The organism is Streptomyces sp. T12 (assembly GCF_028736035.1).
Taxonomy (GTDB): domain Bacteria; phylum Actinomycetota; class Actinomycetes; order Streptomycetales; family Streptomycetaceae; genus Streptomyces.
This window is the reverse complement of sequence record NZ_CP117866.1, coordinates 1,283,354-1,300,346: the sequence shown is the minus strand read 5'-3', so window position 1 is coordinate 1,300,346 and position 16,993 is coordinate 1,283,354. Positions and strand designations below refer to the sequence as shown.

The following is a 16,993-nucleotide window of genomic DNA, read 5'->3' as shown; positions in this document are numbered from 1 at the left end:
GCGCGCGTACGGGGGGTGCGGCCTTCAGGAACCGAGATCGACGCGGCTCCCCGACACGCAGGGAGGGGATCGGGAGGATGACCCGCAGTCCATGCGGCCGGGGTATGTGCAGATGGTCTACAGCGTCGCCGCCGCACAGTCCGGCTGGCTACTGCTGCCGATGGTGGTCGGCCTGATGAGTGCGAGCCTGCCGGTCGGCCAGCGGATGAGCCGGACCGACCGCTACAGGATCTACCCGATCGCCGGTTCGCTCGTCGTCGCCGTCACGGCCCTGATGCTCTCCACTCTCAAGGTGGATACCCCCCTCGCTCTGCTCTGCGGGTACCTCTTCCTGATGGGCGTGGGCATCGGCCTCATGTCCCAGACCCTCGTCCTGGCCGTGCAGAACGCCTTCCCGGCCGCTGACGTGGGCACCGCGACCTCCGCCAACAACTTCTTCCGCGAGATCGGCGCGACGGTCGGCACCGCCGCCGTCGGCGCGGTCTTCACCAGCCGACTGACCGACCAAATCGGCACCCGGCTGTCCTTGAGTGACCTCAAGACAGTCGGCGACACGGACTCCCTGACCCCCGCACTCGTCCATGCCCTGCCGGCTCGTGTCCAGGACGCCGTGGTCGCGGCCTACCAGCACGCCCTGACACCGGTCTTCGCCTACGTGGTCCCGCTGTTCCTCGTCGGTGCTGTGCTGGCCGTCGTACTTCCCGAGAAGCGGCTCGCCGGTGGCGACTCCCGCAGACCGGACGGGGAGACACCGGGGCGAGCGCCCGGAGGACCGGAGACGAAGGCGAGGTGAGCGGGCAGACGCCACTCGGGTGTGTCAATTCAACGGCCCTGTCTCACATTCGGCGGTGCCAGAGCGTGCCGCTGTCCGAGCAGGATGCGGTGGCGAAGAAGGGTGAAGCCTGCTCGTCCGTGCATCTGGCGCGCGATCCGCTCGGTCTTGGTGTTGACGCCTTCGGTGGGGCCGTTGCCGTACGGAAGCGTGAGCGCGGCGATCACGGCGTCGCGGTCTCGGCCCAGGCCCCGGGTGAAGGCGTGCAGATGGGGCAGATCGACTGCGCGGACCTGGACGCTCCAGCGCGAGAGCCTGTCGGTATTTCCTGCGCAAGACGTCAGGAGTTCGGCGAAGTCCCTGACAGTGGCGGCCAGTTGGGGCATATCAGGGCAAGTTGATCTCCTTGTGCAGGAGGTTGAGGCAGCCCGTGAGGCCGAGGGCTTTGATGTCTTCGAAGAGGTGCCTGACGGGGACGTCGGGGTCCTCGGCCCGGCGTTTGCGCAGGTGCTCGTGGTAGGGGTCGACGAGGCTGGCGCGGTACTTGGGGACGCGGAGCATCCGCTCGGGCCGGTCGGCTCGCGCTTACCGTTTGACGGTGTTCAGGGCAAGCTGCAGGCGGCGGGCGCATTCGAGCGGCCCACGCCCTGGTCGAGGAGGTCATGGACCTAGTGCCAGCGTTCGAGGGTGGTCTGGGCGCGAGGCCCGTCGTACGGGGGCGCGTCCAGCACGGTGACCCAGCAGCTGCTGTGCGCCTTCACCTCGCTGAGGGCGGCAGTACGTCGATCCGTTCATGAGTCTCGGCGTCGATCACCACTGAGGCATAGCGGTGCCGCCGACGCAGGGCGAAGTCGTCGATGCCGATCACGCGGGGCATCCGCCCGGTCGGCAACGGGATGCGCAGCAGGGCGCGCAGGGCCGGGTGACGCGACAAGCCCACCGCGAGTATCGCCAGCAAACACGCGCGCCCGGCCCGCTAACTCCTCAACCACAGCCTTGACTTGCCTGGTCAGACGGTTCATGCGGCGTCGGTATCGCTCCAGCACCACGAGGCACCTGTTCGCGGAAAGTGTGGCAGCAGCCGAGCGTGGGGCACACCAGACGCCGCACCCGCACGCGGACCACCACCCGGCGGTCATCGACCGGCACGTCGGCCACCGTCCGCAGCTGATAGCCATGCACCCGCCCCGACGGCGCCTCGCACACCGGACAGACCGCGGCCTCCTACGGAGCCCGTGCCCGCACCACGAGGCGCTCACCCTCGTCGGCCACCTCCTCTATGACCAGCGGGGACAGCGGCTGGACGACAGGCGCCTGACGGGTCAAAGGCCAGGTCAGGCGCCATCTTTCGTGCCTCTAGAAGAAGTCCAGCTTCTTCGGCGAGTAGCTCACCAGCAGATTCTTCGTCTGCTGGTGGTACAGGGCTCAGATGCTGTTTGACCAGCGAAAACAGCTTCGATCGCCACAAGCTGCGGACGGCTGGTCCGGGTATGGTCCGGATCTTGGTTAGAAGTGTTCGTGGTGATGAGCGCTGCTCGCATGTTGCGCTTGTACGACGATGACGGCCTCGGCACTGCTTCGAGACGCGACGACGGGCCGCAGAAGACTGTCCTGACCGGGCTGCACCAAGGCTGGATCAAGCGCTGGCGGAGGCCAGCGGCGCTTCTTCGGACCGGCCCTACAACCGTGGCGCTGTCCGCGCAGGGCCGCGACGACACTGCATTGAGAATTCGTCCCGCGGGGGCTCGGTGGGCCGAGGCGGCGCGGCGGTGCGTTGATCAGTCCCTACCAGTGCCCCTCCCGATCCTGTGCCCCCCGGGGTCATGGCCGCGGAACCACGGATCGAGGGGGCGGCTCCGGCGCACTATGGCTGTGAGTGCGCTTCCGCTCCTTTTCGCCATTCGTCGGCAGAGCTCCGCTTGGCGTGACCGGGACTGTTTCCGCAGGTGAGAGAAGCGCGGTCTCGCGCCGCGTTAGGGTTGGCGCAAAAGGGCCATGGTAAACCGCTTGGGAGCTGAGAAGGGCGTTGGCCCAGCTGAGCTGCCTCAGGCTCGCTGCCCCGTGATTGACCTGACGGTGTGGGCCCTCCCGCGTCGCACTGGCCGAAGGAACACCGCCAGGCGGGCATCTCGTTCACGATTCACCGCACTCTGGGGCGGATCGAGGACGAGGAGGAGAGGTTCGCCGCGCTCAGGGTCGACAACCCGGAGACCCCGCAGGAGAAGATCACCGAGATCCATCACCTGGCCCGTGACGAAGAGGTCGCCGCGACGGTGACGACGGATTTCCTCAAGCGTCCGCAGGTCGCGGACAAACTGTCCCCGGAGAACAAGGCCCGGGTGGTGGAGGAGTTCACCCGCGACGAGGCGGTCGCCACGACCGCAGCGACCAAACTGCTGCGTCGGTCAGGACATTGCGTTCAAGGCAATGGGTGACGACACGGCTCGGTCCCAGGTCAACCAAGTCCAGGTGGAACGCAGCCGGCAGTCCCGTGAGGACTTCGAACGCACCAGTCCCGTCGCCCCGGCCGTCCGGCACATCGACCGGACCGTGGAGTTCCTGGACCTGGTCACTGCCTGCCACTCCTTCGTCGCCGCGGCCGGCCGTGCCGTCCCCGGCCTGCGCGACCGTACTCTGGGCGACGACGAACGCGCCATCGTCCACGAGAACGTCGCCCGCGTCCGCGCGACCCTCGACTGGAGGTGCTGGCCGCATGGGCGCCGGGCCTGCACGAAGCCCTCGTCGGTCTGGGAGAGGGCGACTTCATCATCGTCGACGGGACGCTTCGTCGTGGCTCAGGAGTGGAAGGCAGGGGCACACTGAATCGGTCCCAGCCACGGGAAACGATCACACAGCAGATGGGAAGCGATTTCAAACCGTTCCCCGTACCGCAGGCCCAACCTATTCGTGAACACCCCACACTGTACGAACCTCGTCCTGTGGGGCGGAGTTCTGTGTTTGTGCTGGTGGGGACGCGGAAGACGGGCTGGACCTGGCGGGGTCCGCAGATGCGGACTCCCTCCACGAGGTTCTGCGTGAGCGATTTCTTGGTGGCAGGGTCGCCTTCGCCCATCGTTCGGTAACCCTGGCGCGCATGCTGTCGGGTCGTGCCGGGGCACCGGAACCCGGCGCGACGGCGGACATCATCTCGGTCTGGCCTCGCGCCGCTGGTACCACCACAGACGTCAGGCCCGGAGCGGTGCTCCAGGCCCTTCGTCGTGGTGGGACTACGCGTCGCGCTTCTGGAACAGGATCCAGGCGGCACCGATGATCAGGGCCGCGAAGACCGCGAACACGCCACCCGAGGCCCAGCGGTCGAAGAAGTCGAAGTCCGGAGCTGCGGGACCGAAGTTCGCCGGGCTGGTCAACATCAGTTCCTCGCCGGCGGTGAACGGCAGGAACTTCACGGCCGACGCCAGCAATTCCAGGGCCGGGACCATGGTGAGCCCGACGATCAGGGTCTCGATGATCAGCGGCATCAGGAAGATGACCACCAGCGCCGCGGGCACGCCGCGGAACAGCAACCCCAGGCCGAGCCCGACCAGTGCGTAGATCAGGTTGTAGGCCAGGTACCCCAGCAGCGCCGAGCGTACGGGGTCGTCGAACAGGCCCGGGACCTCGCCCCAGAACACGAGTACCAGGGTTGCGTTGATCGCTATCGACACCAGCGTGGCCACGGCGGTCAGCGCCGTGACGGTCAGGATCTTCGCCAGGATCAGGCGCGAGCGCTGCGGAAGCGCGGTCAGGGTCGGCTGGATCGTGCCGTGCCGGTACTCGTGGCCGGTCGCGAAGATACCGACCACGGCCATGAACACCGCCAGGAACGGGATCACGAAACTCGCCCCGCCGTTGACACTGAGGTTCACGGCGTCGGCATGGAGCGGCTCGTCGCTGGCGCCGAGGCCAAGGACCAGCGGGATCACGGCGGAGGCCACCAGGCCGGAGCCGACCATCCAGTAGGTCGAGCGGAGCGTGCGCAGCCGCGTCCATTCGAATCTGAGCGCATCAAGCATTCTGGGCACCTTCTGGGGTCTGAGCGGTCTGGATGGGCTTTTCGGCGACGAACTGCTCTGCGGCGCCGGTGGCGGACATGAAGGCCTCTTCGAGCGACGCCGAGCGGCTGGAGAGCTCCGTGAGCTCGATGCCCTCGGTGAAGGCAAGGTGCCCGACCATGCCGATCTCCATTTCCGAGACGGCCAGTTCGCCGTCCTCGCCCTTGGTGACGCTCGCGCCCTTGGCTTCGAGGGCGGGGACGAAGGCGTCGGCAAAGGGGCTGCGCACGATCACCGTGGACGCGGTGAACTCGCGGACGAACTGGCCGACGTCGCCGTTGAAGATCATGTGACCGCGGCCGATGACGACCAGCTCGTCGGCCATCAGCTGCATCTCCGAGAGCAGGTGGCTGGAGACGAAGATGGTGCGGCCCTCGGCGGCCAGGCTCTTGAGCAGATCGCGCATCCAGTGGATGCCGTGCGGGTCGAGGCCGTTGGTCGGCTCGTCCAGCATCAGCGTGTGCGGGTCGCCCAGCAGCGCCTGCGCCAGGCCGAGGCGCTGTGACATGCCCAGCGAGTAGCCCTTGGGTTTCTTGCGCTTGGCCGAGCCGAGCCCGACCAGGTCCAGCACCCGGTCGATCCTGGCGTTGGCGATGCCGTTGGCGGAGGCGAGCATCTTCAGGTGGTTGCGGGCCGAGCGGGTGGGGTGGAACTGCTTGGCCTCCAGAAGAGTGCCGACGTGGTTCATCGGCCGACGGATCGAGGCGAACCGCTCACCGTCGAACAGGGTCTCGCCCCCGCCGTGGTCGAGGCCGAGCATCAGCCGCATGGTGGTGGACTTCCCCGAGCCATTGGGACCGAGGAAGCCCGTGACCACCCCTGGCCGGACCTCGAAGGACAGATCGTCCACCGCGACCGTCTTCTCGTATCTCTTATGCAGGCCTTTCGCGGAGATCATGGTGTTCCTATCTGAAGAATTTGAACGAGTGAAGGCGTTCGTCGTCATGTGTCCGGCTCGGCCGGTGGTCGGCCCGGGACCTTCGGGAAGGCACTTGCCAGAGCCCCGATCCAGCCCCTGGTGCGCCACGCCGCCCGGCGCGCTCGTGACCGGCAGCAACAACCTAGGAGCCGCGCCAGGGGAGCAGACATCCCGCGCGCACACCAGTGCGGGATGGTGCAGGCACCACCGCCGGCCGAGGGCTGTCCGGCTCGCACCGGTAGGCGGGCTTCAACGGCATGATGAAGATCGCGGGATCGCCTTCACCTCAGGCGATCCCCACCGATGCCGGAGCCGCGGTGACGGGCAGGCCTCGGCCACGTCACCGGTACCGCGCCGTCGCCAGAAGTAGCGCCAGCCCCACCCCGAACCGGCATGCTTGTCGGATCATCCGCCGACAACCCACCGCCTAATATGCGGGCATGCCCCCGAAAGCGCGCCGAGTCGGCGCCTTCACCCTCTACTCGCTGTCCACCTTCCCCTTGGCCTTGATCAGCGTGACCCTGATCATCCCCGTCCTGGGACTCGGCGTGGTCACGTCGGTCATCGGCATCGGACTGCCGGTCCTGGCGCTCGCCCTGCGGATCGCACGCGGATTCGCCGAGGTCGAGCGCCGCGCCCTGCCGGAAGTCCTGGCCCATTCCGTGGCTCGGCCGATGTACAACAAGCCTGCCGCGGGATCCGGTGTCTTCCGGCGAAGCATCACCCCGCTTTTCGGCGGCCAGTACTGGCTGGACCTCCTGTACGGGATCGTGATCCTTCCCGTATCCGTGATCATGTTCGCGATCACCATGGCGTGGTGGTGGATGACGCTGTCCACGCTCACCTGGCCGCTGTACGGATGGATCATCCACGAGGCGGTGGGCCTCGAGAACCTGCAGAAGCTCCCCAAGCTGGTCGGGGTGGAGAACTACCTGTTCGCGTCAGTGTTCTACGTGACGATCGGCGCGCTGTTCGCCCTCACCCTGCCGTTCGTCGTGCGCGGCGCCGCTCTGGCAAGGGCGAACCTGGGGCGCGTCCTGCTGACGGCGGTCGGAGAGTTGCACGAGCGTATCGCCGACCTGTCCGAGGGGCGGGCCGCCGCCGCCTCGGCCGAGGCGGGCGCGATGCGGCGCCTGGAGCGCGATATCCACGACGGGCCCCAGCAGCGGCTCGTGCACCTGGCCATGGAGCTGTCGCGGGCGCAGCGCCAGCTCGCCAAGGACCCGAACGCGGCACAGGCCACCATCACCGGCGCCATCTCCGAGACTCGGGAGACCCTGGAGGAGCTACGCACGCTGTCGCGCGGGATCGCGCCCCCGGTACTCACCGACCGCGGGTTGGCCCAGGCCCTGGCGGCCCTGGCGGCCCGCAGCCCGGTGCCGGTGGAGCTGGACGCCCCGGTCCCGGACCGCTTCTCCGCCGCGGTGGAGAACACCGTGTACTTTGTGGCCGCCGAAGCCTTGACCAACGTCGCCAAGCACAGCCGCGCCTTCTCCGCGCGCCTCACCCTGTCCCGGACCGCGAACCGGCTGATCCTGACCCTGTCCGACAATGGCATCGGCGGCGCCCACCTGGCCAAGGGACACGGCCTCACGGGGCTGGCCGACCGCGCCAGGTCGGTCGAGGGCGATTTCGTGGTGCACTCCCCCGAGGGAGGCCCGACGGTGGTGGTGATGGAGGTCCCGTGCGGGTAGTGGTCGCCGACGACGCCGTGCTGATCCGTTCCGGACTGGTCCGGCTGCTGGAGGAGTTCGATTTCGAGGTGGTCGCCGAGGTGGGCGACGGCGACAGCCTCGTCTCTGCCATGGTCGAGCACCTCCCGGACGTCTCGGTGGTGGATGTGCGGATGCCCCCCTCGTTCACCGACGAGGGCCTGAAGGCCGCGGTTGCGGCACGCAAGCGGGTTCCCGGTGCGCCGGTGCTGATCCTGTCGCAGTATGTGGAGGTCTCCTATGCCGAGGATCTGCTGGCCGACGCCAGGGGAGCCGTGGGCTACCTGCTGAAGGACCGGGTGGTGGACGTCGACGAGTTCATTGACGGGCTGCGGCGGGTCGCCGCCGGGGGGACGGTGTTCGATCCGCAGGTGGTGGCCCAGCTGATGGTTCGGCGCCGTGGCAACGACCCCCTGGCGACGCTGACCGCGCGGGAGCGGGAGGTGCTCGGGCTCATGGCCGAGGGGCACTCCAACCAGGCCATCGCGCGCAAACTCGTGGTGAGCGGCGGCGCGGTGGAAAATCACGTCCGCAGCATCTTTGCCAAGTTGGGCCTGTACGTCGAGGACACCGACCACCACCGCCGGGTGCGCGCGGTGCTGGCGTACCTGCGTTCCTGAGCGCCCATAGCGGGGATGCCGCCTTTTTCGTGCTCGGAAACGTGAGCGAAGGCCTCGCTGGTGGCGGTGATGGTGCGCGTGACCGCGCTCGCCGGGTCGTTTCGTCGTTTGGGCCGTCTCCCGCTCACGTTATCCCGTGTTGCACCATGTGTTGGCTGAGGGCTTCGTACGGTCAGTAGCGCAGGCGAGCGGTGTCTTCGTCGATACGGACGATGCGCTCCTTGAACAGTGCCATCGGCTGGCTGTCGTCGTCGGGGACCAGCGTCGGCCCGACCATGATGGGTGCCGCCGTCCGGGTGCGCGCCGCGTCGTCAGGGATCTGATCGCCGGCGGGCGGCGGCGCGAGGGCGACGCGACACCCTCATCGTCTTCGACATCGGATACGACGCCCCGTGCATGGCTCTGCTTCTTTCCCTCAGCGGTTTGACCTGGTGTGGCTGTCGGGTGGTGCTGAGCGGGCGCCGGCCAGTACCAGGTCCACGAGTCGACTCACGTAGGCGTGCCCTGCGGGCTGGTCGCGTTGCACGATGCGCAGGTGGAGGGGGCCGGTCAGGGCTTCGAGGAGGAACTCGGGGTTGCTGTCCGGTGGGAGGTCGCCGCGGTCTATGCCGCGTTGGACGAGGATGCGGGCGCGGTCCAGGCGGGCGGTCCAGAACTGGTTGCGGAGTTGGACGGACTGGGGCTCGTCGTCCGCTGCGGCGAGGGCGAGACGGGCGAGCGACTGGCCCGAGGGCGTGGTGAGGAACCCGGCGAGCGCGGTGAAGAAGGTGGTCAGGTCCTCGTGCGTGGAGCCGGTGTCAGGCAGGGGCAGTTCGGTGTCCAGGCGGTCCGAGAGGGCTTCGAGGATCAGGTTGGTCCGGGTGCCCCACCGCCGGTAGACCGAGGTCTCGTGCACACCGGCACGGGCGGCGATCTCCGCGATACGGGTGCCCGCCAGGCCCTCGGTGGCCAGGAGTTCGGTGGTGGCCTTGAGCACGGCTCGGTGTACGGCCGCGCCACGGCGGTGCGCGGGGGCCGGGCGCGGTGGTGTCATACCTCCAATTATCGCAAGCGCACTTGCGATAAACCACCACGGCGAGCTTCACTGGGTTTTATCGCAAGTCGACTTGCGATGGACGCGACCTGCGGAGGCTGCTGATGCTCACCACGGCGAAGACCGCCAGCGGCGTGCTGCGTGGCCGGGTCGAAGACGGTACGACCGTCTTCCGAGGAGTGCGCTACGCCACCTGCGAGCGGTTCGGCCTGCCCCGCTCGGTGCCCGCCTGGAGCGGAGAGAGGGACGCCACGGTCGACGGCCCGATCGCCCCGCAGCGGCCGTCCCGGCTGGAGCCCGTGATGGGCGTCCCCGAGCCGCACGAACAGGGCGAGGACTGCTTGAACCTGACCATCACCACCCCCGGCGTCGACGACCGGTCCCGGCCGGTGCTGGTGTGGTTCCACGGTGGTGCCTGGGTTTCGGGCGCCGGTTCCTGGAAGTTCTACGGTGGCCACCGGCTCGCCCGCGAGGGAGACGTGGTCGTCGTCTCCGTCAGTTACCGGCTTGGCGTGCTTGGCTATCTGCGCGCACCGGGGATCTCCGAAGGCAATCTGGGTCTGGCCGACCAGCTCGCCGCGCTGCGGTGGGTGCGCGAGAACATCGCCGCGTTCGGCGGTGACCCGGACGCGGTGACCGTGGCCGGTCAGTCCGCCGGCGCCCACACCGTGCAGTGTCTGCTGGGCATGCCCGACGCCGAGGGACTGTTCCGCCGGGCCGTCGTTCAAAGTTCCCCCGCCGCTCTCGGCCTCGGGAGCGCCCGCAGCGCCCGGAAGGCTGCCGAAGGGTTTCTCACCCGGCTCGGCGCAGACCCGCGTACCGTCCCCGTCGCCGATGTCCTGGACGCCCAGACCGCGCTCGCGCGCGAGGCGGCAGGCAGACTCGGGCTCCGTGCGGTCCCCTTGTTCAGGCCGGTCGCCGGAGTCGGCCCGCTCCCGGACGCAGCACGCTGGGCCGCGTGCCTGGCAGGCCGAGCTCCCGGTCTGGACGTCATCATCGGCACCACCGGGCGGGAGATGAGCGCCTTCTACGCCCTGAACCCGGCGCTGCGCCGCCTGCGCCGGGTCCCGGCACTGGGTGCGGCGACTGCGGACGCTGCGGAACGGGCCGCGGGTGCGGCCCTCTTCGGCCGTCCCGCCCGCCGCCTGGCAGCCCTGCTGAGCAAGGCGGGTGCCCGCGTGTGGACCTACCGCTTCGACTACGCCGCCCCCGCCTCCCTCTTCGGCGCCACCCACTGCATCGAACTGCCCTTCCTGTTCGGCACCGACGCCGACTGGACCACCGCCCCGATGCTCGCCGGCGCCGACCCGCACGACATCGACACCCTGGGCCGAGCCCTGCGCACCGCCTGGCTCAGCTTCATCCGCACCGGCACCCCGACCACCGACACCCCCTGGCCGCCGTTCACGGCAGCAGCCCCCGCCGTACACCACTGGCGCCCCTGAGGGCACCAGACAGTGCGGCCGGAACGCAGGACCGCTCAACCAGGGGGCTATCTGTCAAAGGAAGTGGTCACCGAAGCCGAACAGCTCGCCGCGCGCCGCCGGCGATGCTGCCTCTGTGGCCTGCTTCCATCCGATCGCCAAAACCACCCAGGCAGGTCCCGCTCGAGCGAAGCCGAGAGTGGGCGAGCCCCTCCCACGCCATGCGCTGGTTGTCGTCCGGCGAGGAAGCCATGACGCCGCCTCGCCAGGAGCCGTCTTCCGTCGACACCTCGAGTTCGGCATACAGGCCAGCCGTGCGGATCGCACCCGCCAGCTCCAGGCTGAGCATGTGGTGCTCCCACGACTCGTTCGACAGGTTCAGGCTGGTTCGGTGACGACGCGGGGGTTCCTCGTCCAAGGTGATAGTGACGTGCCGGCTGCTCGCGCGGTCACCCCGGTGTGCCGTCTTTGCGCAGGGTGACCGGTCTGCTGAGGGGGCCCGCGGGTTGCACCTCTTGTATCGCGTCGGTCACCTGACCGAGGAGCGCCTGCAGTTGGGTGGAGTCCTTGGCGCCGAGCTTCTCGGTGATCTGCTGTTCGATCTCCGCGATCACGGAGTCGGCCTTGCGCAGGGCGTCGCGGCCGGCGTCGGTGAGGTGGAGTTCCTGCACGTGACGGTGGCGCGGGTGCGGCCGGCGTTCCAGTTGGCCCCGGCCCTCCAGCCGGGTTACCAGGGAGGCCACCGCCTGCGGGGTGACGTTCAGGCGGCGGGCCAGTTCCGCTCCGGCCAGGCCGGGATCGACGTGGACGGCGATGAGCAGGGAATAGTGCGCCGCCGCCATGCCCAGCGAGCGCAGCCGTTGCTCCTTCAGGGCTGTCACGGCCAACTCCGCCCGCCGCAGTGCCCAGGTCACCCGGTCCAGTGCGTCGGCGCCGACCGGCCCCTCGTCATGCAGCGTCATGCGGCGAGAATACGATACTGGTCAACTATCAAGTGTTTGACATGATGCAGACGCTTGAATCAAGCTGTCCTCATGTCTCGTACTCTTGCTCTCATCACCGGCGCTTCCTCCGGAATCGGCGCCGCCTACGCCCGCCTCCTCGCCGCCGACTACGACTTCGTCCTGGTGGCCCGAAGGGTCGACCGCCTTTCCGAGCTCGCGGACGAACTCCGCGCGGCCGGCGCCGCCGTGGAGGTCCTGCCCGCGGACCTCGGGAACCACGACGGCATCACCGCCGTGACCAAGCGCCTGGCAGCCGGCGATGTCCGGCTGCTGATCAGCAACGCGGGAGACGGCGGCTACGCTCCCCTCACCGACGTCGCCCCGGAGGAGATCGACCGCCTGCTCACCCTCAACGGCGTGGCGTCCATCCAGCTCGCGCGCGCGGCCCTGCCCGGCATGCTGACCGCGGGGGAGGGGACCATCGTCACGGTCGCCTCCCTGCTGGCCTTCAGCGCCGGGCAGAGCAACCCGCACATGCCGCCCCGCACCATCTACAACGCCGCCAAGGCGGCCACCGTCGCCTTCACCCGCACCCTCACCCACGAACTCGCCGACACCCCCATCCGCACCCAGGTGGTCTGCCCGGGCGTCGTGGCGACGGAGTTCGCCGGCGGATACGGAAACATCCCCTCCGCCATGACCGCGCAGGGCGTGGCCGGAGCCAGCCTCGCCGGCCTGCGCCTGGGCGAGACGATCTGCGTACCGGGCCTGGAGGACCAGACCGCGGCACTGGACGCCCTCCTTGCCGCCGAGACCGCCCTGCTCATGGGTGGCAACGTCCCCACCCCCGCCACCCGCTACAGCCACCCGCACCCCGAGCCCACACGCTGAGGGCCGAGCCCGCAGGAGGTGCCGCGCGCAGCATCGCTGTGACCTGCGTGATCCCTCCCGCTCGCCGGCAAGGCCCATGACGCAAGCGTCTGCGGCCACCGGGGTGGCACGCTCAGCCTGCGCCTGTTGCGAAGTTCTCAGGGCTCGCGAGGCGGGGCGTGGTCCTCATGCTGGACGTCGTGAGACCGCAGCACTGGGGTCCCCGCGCGAGCGCAGCTGAGGCTGGTGAGCGCCTCCTGCGCGGCGATGGCGAGCAGGTCGACCACAAGCTCGTTTGGTGAGCCGGCGGACGCGGACGAGGGTGCAGGCGGCGGCATCAGGTCGGTCAGGAGGCGGTGCGTTCGAGCGTCCAGCGGTGGCGGCCCCGGGCGGCTTGGCATGCCCTTGCGGGTGAGGCCGCGCCTGCGCGGCCAACGATGACTCGGGTGGTCGTAATACCCCTTGTCGGCGTAGAGGTTGGTCGGCCGGCGGCGGCGCGGACGGTGGCCGGGGGTGGCAGGGATTCCGTAGACGTTCCAGCGTCTGACGTCCTGCGGGTTCCCGCCGGACCGGTCATGCGGTCCGCGTGGGGTGGCCTTGCGTCTGCTGCCCGGGGAGGGGCTGGCCACTGCGCCCGGGAGCCGACAGCGTCAAGGGGCGGACGGGTCGGGGAGTTCGACCACCACCGATTCCGGGGATCCCCATGGTTCCTCAAGTGCGGCCCGAAGTGCGATGGCAGTATCCGCGCCGATGCGCCCGGCGAGCGTGGCTTCGATCCCGGCCAGGATCTGCATCGTCTCCTCGCGGCGCCGGGCACCGGCCGCCGTGAGGAGTACGAGCTTCGACCGGGCAGACCGAGGATCGCTCTCCACGGTCACCACGCCCGCGGCGACAAGTTCGTGGACCCACTGGTGCGCTGTCGGGGCGCTGACGCCCAGGCGCCGGGCCAGCTCGGCGATGCTGGCGCCCTCTGTCGGGAGCTGACTCAGCAGCGTCATGTGTGCCGCACTGATGGCCGACCCCTCTTCCTGGGCCTCGAACGCAGTGGTTAGGGCGGCTCGGAACCAGTTGTGTGCGCGCCACAGCAGCCGGATGAGCGGCTCGGATTCAGACGGGGAGGAGGCCATGTGGTTCTGCTTTCACGCTGGGGCGGTCGGTTCGGCGCGGACTGCCGATCGTAAGCCGGTCAGATCTGGTGCCCGACATCACCGGAGCTTCCGAGATCCCGATTTATTAGGTAGCCTACGAGTAGGTTACCTAATGATGGGCGGATCAAACCCCGCCTACCGACCCATGCCCCTGCTTCCCGTAAACCGATGGAAAGGCATGACGATGGCGACAGGATCGTCTGAATCCCCCCTCACCGGGGGCGCCGGTACCACCGCCGGCACGGCAGCCCTCACGGCGCCGCCCGCCGCCGCCCAGGCCGCCACCTCCACGTCGCCCGGGACCGCCGCCGGCGGCCCGGGGCGCGGTATGAAGGTGATCGCGGTCGAAGAGGCGTTCTCCGTTCCGGAGTTGATCCCGTGGCCGGGCGAGGCCCGTATGCCTCCCGGCTGGGGGCAGGAGTGGGGGCGCCGGCTCGCCGACTTCACGGAGTTGCGGCTGGCTGACATGGACGAGCACGGGGTGGACGTGCAGGTCCTGTCGCTCACCTCACCCGGCGTCGAGGCCATCGAGGACCCCGCCGAGGCCGTGGCCACGGCCCGCCGGGTCAACGACCACCTGGCCGACGTGGTCGCCGCCCACCCGACACGGTTCGCCGGCTTCGCCACCCTGCCTTTTCAGGACCCGAAGGCCGCCGTGGCCGAGCTGCGCCGGGCAGTGGAGCAGCTCGGCCTCAAGGGGGTCCTGCACAACGACCACGTTCAGGGCCACTACCTCGACGAGCCGCAGTTCCGGCCGGTGTGGGCCGAACTCGAACGGCTCGGGGTGACGCTCTACCTCCATCCCGCGCTCTTCCCCGCCGATCAGTGGCGGGTCTTCCAGGGGCACCCCGTGCTGAGCGGACCGTCCTGGGGATGGACAGCGCAGGTCGGCGCCCACGCACTGCGCCTGATCTACGGCGGAGTGTTCGACGAGTTCCCCTTGGCCTCGGTGACGCTGGGGCACATGGGAGAACTGCTGCCTTTCCAGCTGGCCCGGCTCGACAGCCGCTACCACCAGGCCGACCCCAAGAGCAGGCCGCGACACCTGCCCTCCGCCTACCTGCGGCACAACCTCTACGCGACCACCAGCGGCGTCTTCTCCCACGCGGCCCTCCTCGGAGCCGTCCAGGCCATCGGTGCCGACCGGCTGCTGTTCGCCGTCGACTACCCCTACGAATCAACCGCCGAGGCAGTCGAGTTCCTCCACTCGGCGCCGTTCTCACGCGCCGACCTCAACCGCATCGCACACGGCAACGCCGCACACCTGCTGAACCTCTGACCAAGACACCAGCAGCAGATGAGGAGTGGGGCTGGGCGCGACTTCCGTCGGGCAGGGCCTAGCCGACCACGCCGACAGCAGGAACGAATCCTCCGCACCTTTGGAAGACAGGCTCAGGCCATGGCAGAAGCACTTCTGACCGACACCACCACGGGAACCGTTCGCGGATGCACACTCCCAGACGGGGGTCGTCTCTTCGCCGGTATCCCCTTCGCCGCACTCCCGGTGGGTGAGCGGCGGTTCCGCCCGCCCCAGCCGCCCCAGCCGTGGCAGGGGGTCCGCCGGGCCGACCGCTTCGCACCGGCGCCCGCGCAGGGCGCGTCTTCCCTGGTGCCGGGGGCGAGCCAGAAGTCCTCCTTCCCCACCTTCCCCACGGCGGAGATCCGGGAGACGTCCGAGGACTGCCTGTATCTCAACGTCTGGACCCCCACGACGACGGCCGAAGGCGCCCTCCGCCCCGTCATCATCTGGATCTACGGCGGCGGATACGACGCCGGCTCCGCCGCACCCCCCTACAGCGACGGGGCCGCTCTCGCCCGGCAGACCGGCACGGTCGTCGTCACCGCCAACTACCGCCTGGGAGCCCTCGGTTTCCTGCACCTGGCCGACCTCGGCAGCCAGTGGGCCGGGTCCACCAACCTTGCCCTGCAAGACCAGATGGCCGCCCTGCGCTGGGTACGGGACAACATCGCCTCCTTCGGCGGTGACCCCGGCAACATCACCGTTGCGGGGCAGTCCGCCGGCGCCTTCTCCATCGGAGCCCTGCTGGCCGCCCCCGCGGCCACCGGCCTCTTCCACAAGGCGATCCTCCAGAGCGGCAGCACGTCCCGAATCTTCGACCGGGCCACCGCCACCACCATCGCCGAGGACCTGATCACCGCGCTCGGTCTGGACAGCCCCGAGGACCTGCTCACCGTTCCCTGCCAGCGGATCCTGGACGCGCAGAGCACGGTCGTCACCGGCGACATCGGGCAGCGCAACCTGCCCGGCGGCCGGTCCTGGGGTGCCGTACTCGACGGCAGCGTGCTGCCCGTCGCCCCGCAGCAGGCCGTCGCCGCGGGTGCCGCCGCCGACATCCCCCTGCTCGTCGGCGCCACCCGCGACGAAGTCCGCGTCTTCCAGATGATCGGCGGCGACTCCTTCCGCCCGGAGGACGAAGCAGGCCTGCACACCGAGATGCGGCGCGCCGGAGTCACGGAACCGGAGAAGCTCCTCGACGCCTACCGCCGCCGCGTCGCCGACTCCGACGACCTGTCAGCCCTGCGCGGTGCCTTCCTCACCGACGCCCTCTACCGGATCCCGGCCACGCGTCTGGCCCAGGCCCAGGCAGGGGCGGGAGGCCGCGCCTACCACTACCTCCTCCTCGACGAACCGTGCGGACCGGCCATGGGCGCCTTCCACGGCGCCGACCTGCTCCACGTCTTCGACAAACTGTCCGACGTCGGCGCCGACACCCCCGAACACCTCGCCGCCCGCGACACCCTCGTCGGCGCCTGGGCCGCCTTCGCCGCCACCGGCGACCCGGGCTGGCCGCCGTACGACCCGCAAGCCGCGGGCAACTCCCGGGCCATCGGCGGCTCCCCGGCCGACGCCGGCCGCATGCTCACCGAACCCCCGGCCGACGACGTCACCGTCCTCTGGCCCACCCCGCCAACCTGACGCACTGGGGATCCAATGCGATCGGCCGCCTTCACGGAAACGCCGGGGGACCCTGACGCTGGGTGTCACATATGGCGCGGGGTGCTGTCTGCCGTCCCGACGATCGCGCGAGTGGACGTTTCCGACAGCAGAGCACCATGTCCTACGCCTTCGATGCCGAGCTGGCCCCCTGGGTCCCGATGATCAACGATCTGTCGTTCTCCGACATCGCCACCGCTCGCGCGGCCGAGAAGGAGATGACGGCGAACCTGCCCGTCTAGGAGCCGACCCGGCCGGTACGACGTCCGCGACACTCTCGCCCCGGGCATGAGGGCGTACCTCAGGTCCCGGTCGGGCATGACGTGTCGGCGTCGGCTGGCGGGACTGGAACCCGGGCGGCGGGTGGCAGCGGCTGCACGAGGTCCTGCCGGCGTCGGTGCCGGTGCGCTCGCCACGAGGGCGGACGCACTCGCCACCGAGGCCACGGACGCACCCACCGTCAGGCAGGCCGGCCGTCCTCACCGAGCTGCTCCTTGCCGAAGGTACGTGGTTTCGGCCGAGCAGCTGCCGGAGAAGGAACGG

The 16,993-nt window shown here is 69.5% G+C and carries 14 protein-coding genes and 3 pseudogenes; 10 read left to right on the top strand and 7 right to left on the bottom strand.

Annotated features, from left to right (window positions below):
• Nucleotides 1-91: 91 nt before the first annotated feature.
• Nucleotides 92-793: an MFS transporter gene (locus tag PBV52_RS05670; protein WP_274237171.1), complete on the top strand. Its 702-nt coding sequence runs from the start codon at nucleotides 92-94 to the stop codon at nucleotides 791-793.
• A gap of 29 nt (nucleotides 794-822) precedes the next feature.
• Here PBV52_RS05670 and PBV52_RS05665 read toward each other — a convergent pair.
• Nucleotides 823-2,110, bottom strand: a pseudogene (locus PBV52_RS05665) (transposase).
• Nucleotides 2,111-2,862: 752 nt separating this feature from the next.
• Between PBV52_RS05665 and PBV52_RS05660 the strand changes: the two are divergent.
• Nucleotides 2,863-3,472 (top strand): annotated as a pseudogene (locus PBV52_RS05660) (DUF6192 family protein); the annotation flags it as partial.
• A pseudogene (locus tag PBV52_RS05655) lies at nucleotides 3,460-3,558 on the top strand (IS5/IS1182 family transposase); the annotation flags it as partial. The pseudogenes PBV52_RS05660 and PBV52_RS05655, both read left to right, overlap by 13 nt.
• Nucleotides 3,559-3,999: 441 nt before the next feature.
• On the opposite strand, the gene PBV52_RS05650 reads toward PBV52_RS05655, so the two are convergent.
• Both PBV52_RS05650 and PBV52_RS05645 read right to left on the bottom strand, forming a co-directional pair.
• The gene (locus PBV52_RS05650) at nucleotides 4,000-4,785 is read right to left on the bottom strand and encodes a hypothetical protein (RefSeq protein WP_274237170.1); all 786 of its coding nucleotides are present in this window, start codon (nucleotides 4,783-4,785) and stop codon (nucleotides 4,000-4,002) included.
• Nucleotides 4,778-5,722 carry an ATP-binding cassette domain-containing protein gene (locus tag PBV52_RS05645; RefSeq protein ID WP_274237169.1) on the bottom strand — a complete coding sequence of 315 codons (945 nt, stop codon included), beginning with the start codon at nucleotides 5,720-5,722 and terminating at the stop codon, nucleotides 4,778-4,780. Before PBV52_RS05645 ends, PBV52_RS05650 begins: the two co-directional genes overlap by 8 nt.
• 461 nt (nucleotides 5,723-6,183) lie before the next feature.
• Between PBV52_RS05645 and PBV52_RS05640 the strand changes: the two genes are divergently transcribed.
• Together PBV52_RS05640 and PBV52_RS05635 are read left to right on the top strand one after the other, a co-directional pair.
• A complete protein-coding gene (locus PBV52_RS05640; protein WP_274237168.1) occupies nucleotides 6,184-7,437 on the top strand; it encodes a sensor domain-containing protein in 1,254 nt (417 codons plus the stop codon).
• Nucleotides 7,428-8,075, top strand: coding sequence for a response regulator transcription factor (locus PBV52_RS05635; RefSeq protein WP_274237167.1), 648 nt, complete (start codon nucleotides 7,428-7,430; stop codon nucleotides 8,073-8,075). Before PBV52_RS05640 ends, PBV52_RS05635 begins: the two co-directional genes overlap by 10 nt.
• 415 nt (nucleotides 8,076-8,490) lie before the next feature.
• Here PBV52_RS05635 and PBV52_RS05630 read toward each other — a convergent pair whose 3' ends face one another.
• Nucleotides 8,491-9,108: a TetR/AcrR family transcriptional regulator gene (locus PBV52_RS05630; protein WP_274237166.1), complete on the bottom strand. Its 618-nt coding sequence runs from the start codon at nucleotides 9,106-9,108 to the stop codon at nucleotides 8,491-8,493.
• 104 nt (nucleotides 9,109-9,212) lie between these two features.
• Here PBV52_RS05630 and PBV52_RS05625 point away from each other — a divergent pair, with 104 nt between their 5' ends.
• The gene (locus PBV52_RS05625; protein ID WP_274237165.1) at nucleotides 9,213-10,553 is read left to right on the top strand and encodes a carboxylesterase/lipase family protein; all 1,341 of its coding nucleotides are present in this window, start codon (nucleotides 9,213-9,215) and stop codon (nucleotides 10,551-10,553) included.
• 67 nt (nucleotides 10,554-10,620) lie between these two features.
• Here PBV52_RS05625 and PBV52_RS05620 read toward each other — a convergent pair whose 3' ends face one another.
• Together PBV52_RS05620 and PBV52_RS05615 are read right to left on the bottom strand one after the other, a co-directional pair.
• The gene (locus PBV52_RS05620) at nucleotides 10,621-10,950 is read right to left on the bottom strand and encodes a hypothetical protein (protein WP_274237164.1); all 330 of its coding nucleotides are present in this window, start codon (nucleotides 10,948-10,950) and stop codon (nucleotides 10,621-10,623) included.
• A gap of 31 nt (nucleotides 10,951-10,981) precedes the next feature.
• Nucleotides 10,982-11,494, bottom strand: coding sequence for a MarR family winged helix-turn-helix transcriptional regulator (locus PBV52_RS05615; protein ID WP_266468175.1), 513 nt, complete (start codon nucleotides 11,492-11,494; stop codon nucleotides 10,982-10,984).
• Between the two features lie 72 nt (nucleotides 11,495-11,566).
• Here PBV52_RS05615 and PBV52_RS05610 point away from each other — a divergent pair, with 72 nt between their 5' ends.
• Nucleotides 11,567-12,367: an SDR family oxidoreductase gene (locus PBV52_RS05610; protein WP_274237163.1), complete on the top strand. Its 801-nt coding sequence runs from the start codon at nucleotides 11,567-11,569 to the stop codon at nucleotides 12,365-12,367.
• A 629-nt stretch (nucleotides 12,368-12,996) separates the two neighbouring features.
• Here PBV52_RS05610 and PBV52_RS05605 read toward each other — a convergent pair.
• The gene (locus PBV52_RS05605; RefSeq protein ID WP_274237162.1) at nucleotides 12,997-13,344 is read right to left on the bottom strand and encodes a MarR family winged helix-turn-helix transcriptional regulator; all 348 of its coding nucleotides are present in this window, start codon (nucleotides 13,342-13,344) and stop codon (nucleotides 12,997-12,999) included.
• A gap of 328 nt (nucleotides 13,345-13,672) precedes the next feature.
• On the opposite strand from PBV52_RS05605, the gene PBV52_RS05600 reads away from it, so the two are divergent.
• The 3 genes from PBV52_RS05600 to PBV52_RS05590 all read left to right on the top strand — a co-directional run bounded on the left by PBV52_RS05600 (nucleotide 13,673) and on the right by PBV52_RS05590 (nucleotide 16,692).
• The gene (locus tag PBV52_RS05600; protein WP_274237161.1) at nucleotides 13,673-14,773 is read left to right on the top strand and encodes an amidohydrolase family protein; all 1,101 of its coding nucleotides are present in this window, start codon (nucleotides 13,673-13,675) and stop codon (nucleotides 14,771-14,773) included.
• Nucleotides 14,774-14,893: 120 nt separating this feature from the next.
• Nucleotides 14,894-16,432 carry a carboxylesterase/lipase family protein gene (locus PBV52_RS05595; RefSeq protein ID WP_274237160.1) on the top strand — a complete coding sequence of 513 codons (1,539 nt, stop codon included), beginning with the start codon at nucleotides 14,894-14,896 and terminating at the stop codon, nucleotides 16,430-16,432.
• Between the two features lie 137 nt (nucleotides 16,433-16,569).
• Entirely contained in the window at nucleotides 16,570-16,692 is a 123-nt protein-coding gene (locus tag PBV52_RS05590; protein ID WP_274237159.1) for a hypothetical protein, read from the top strand.
• Nucleotides 16,693-16,993 lie beyond the last annotated feature (301 nt).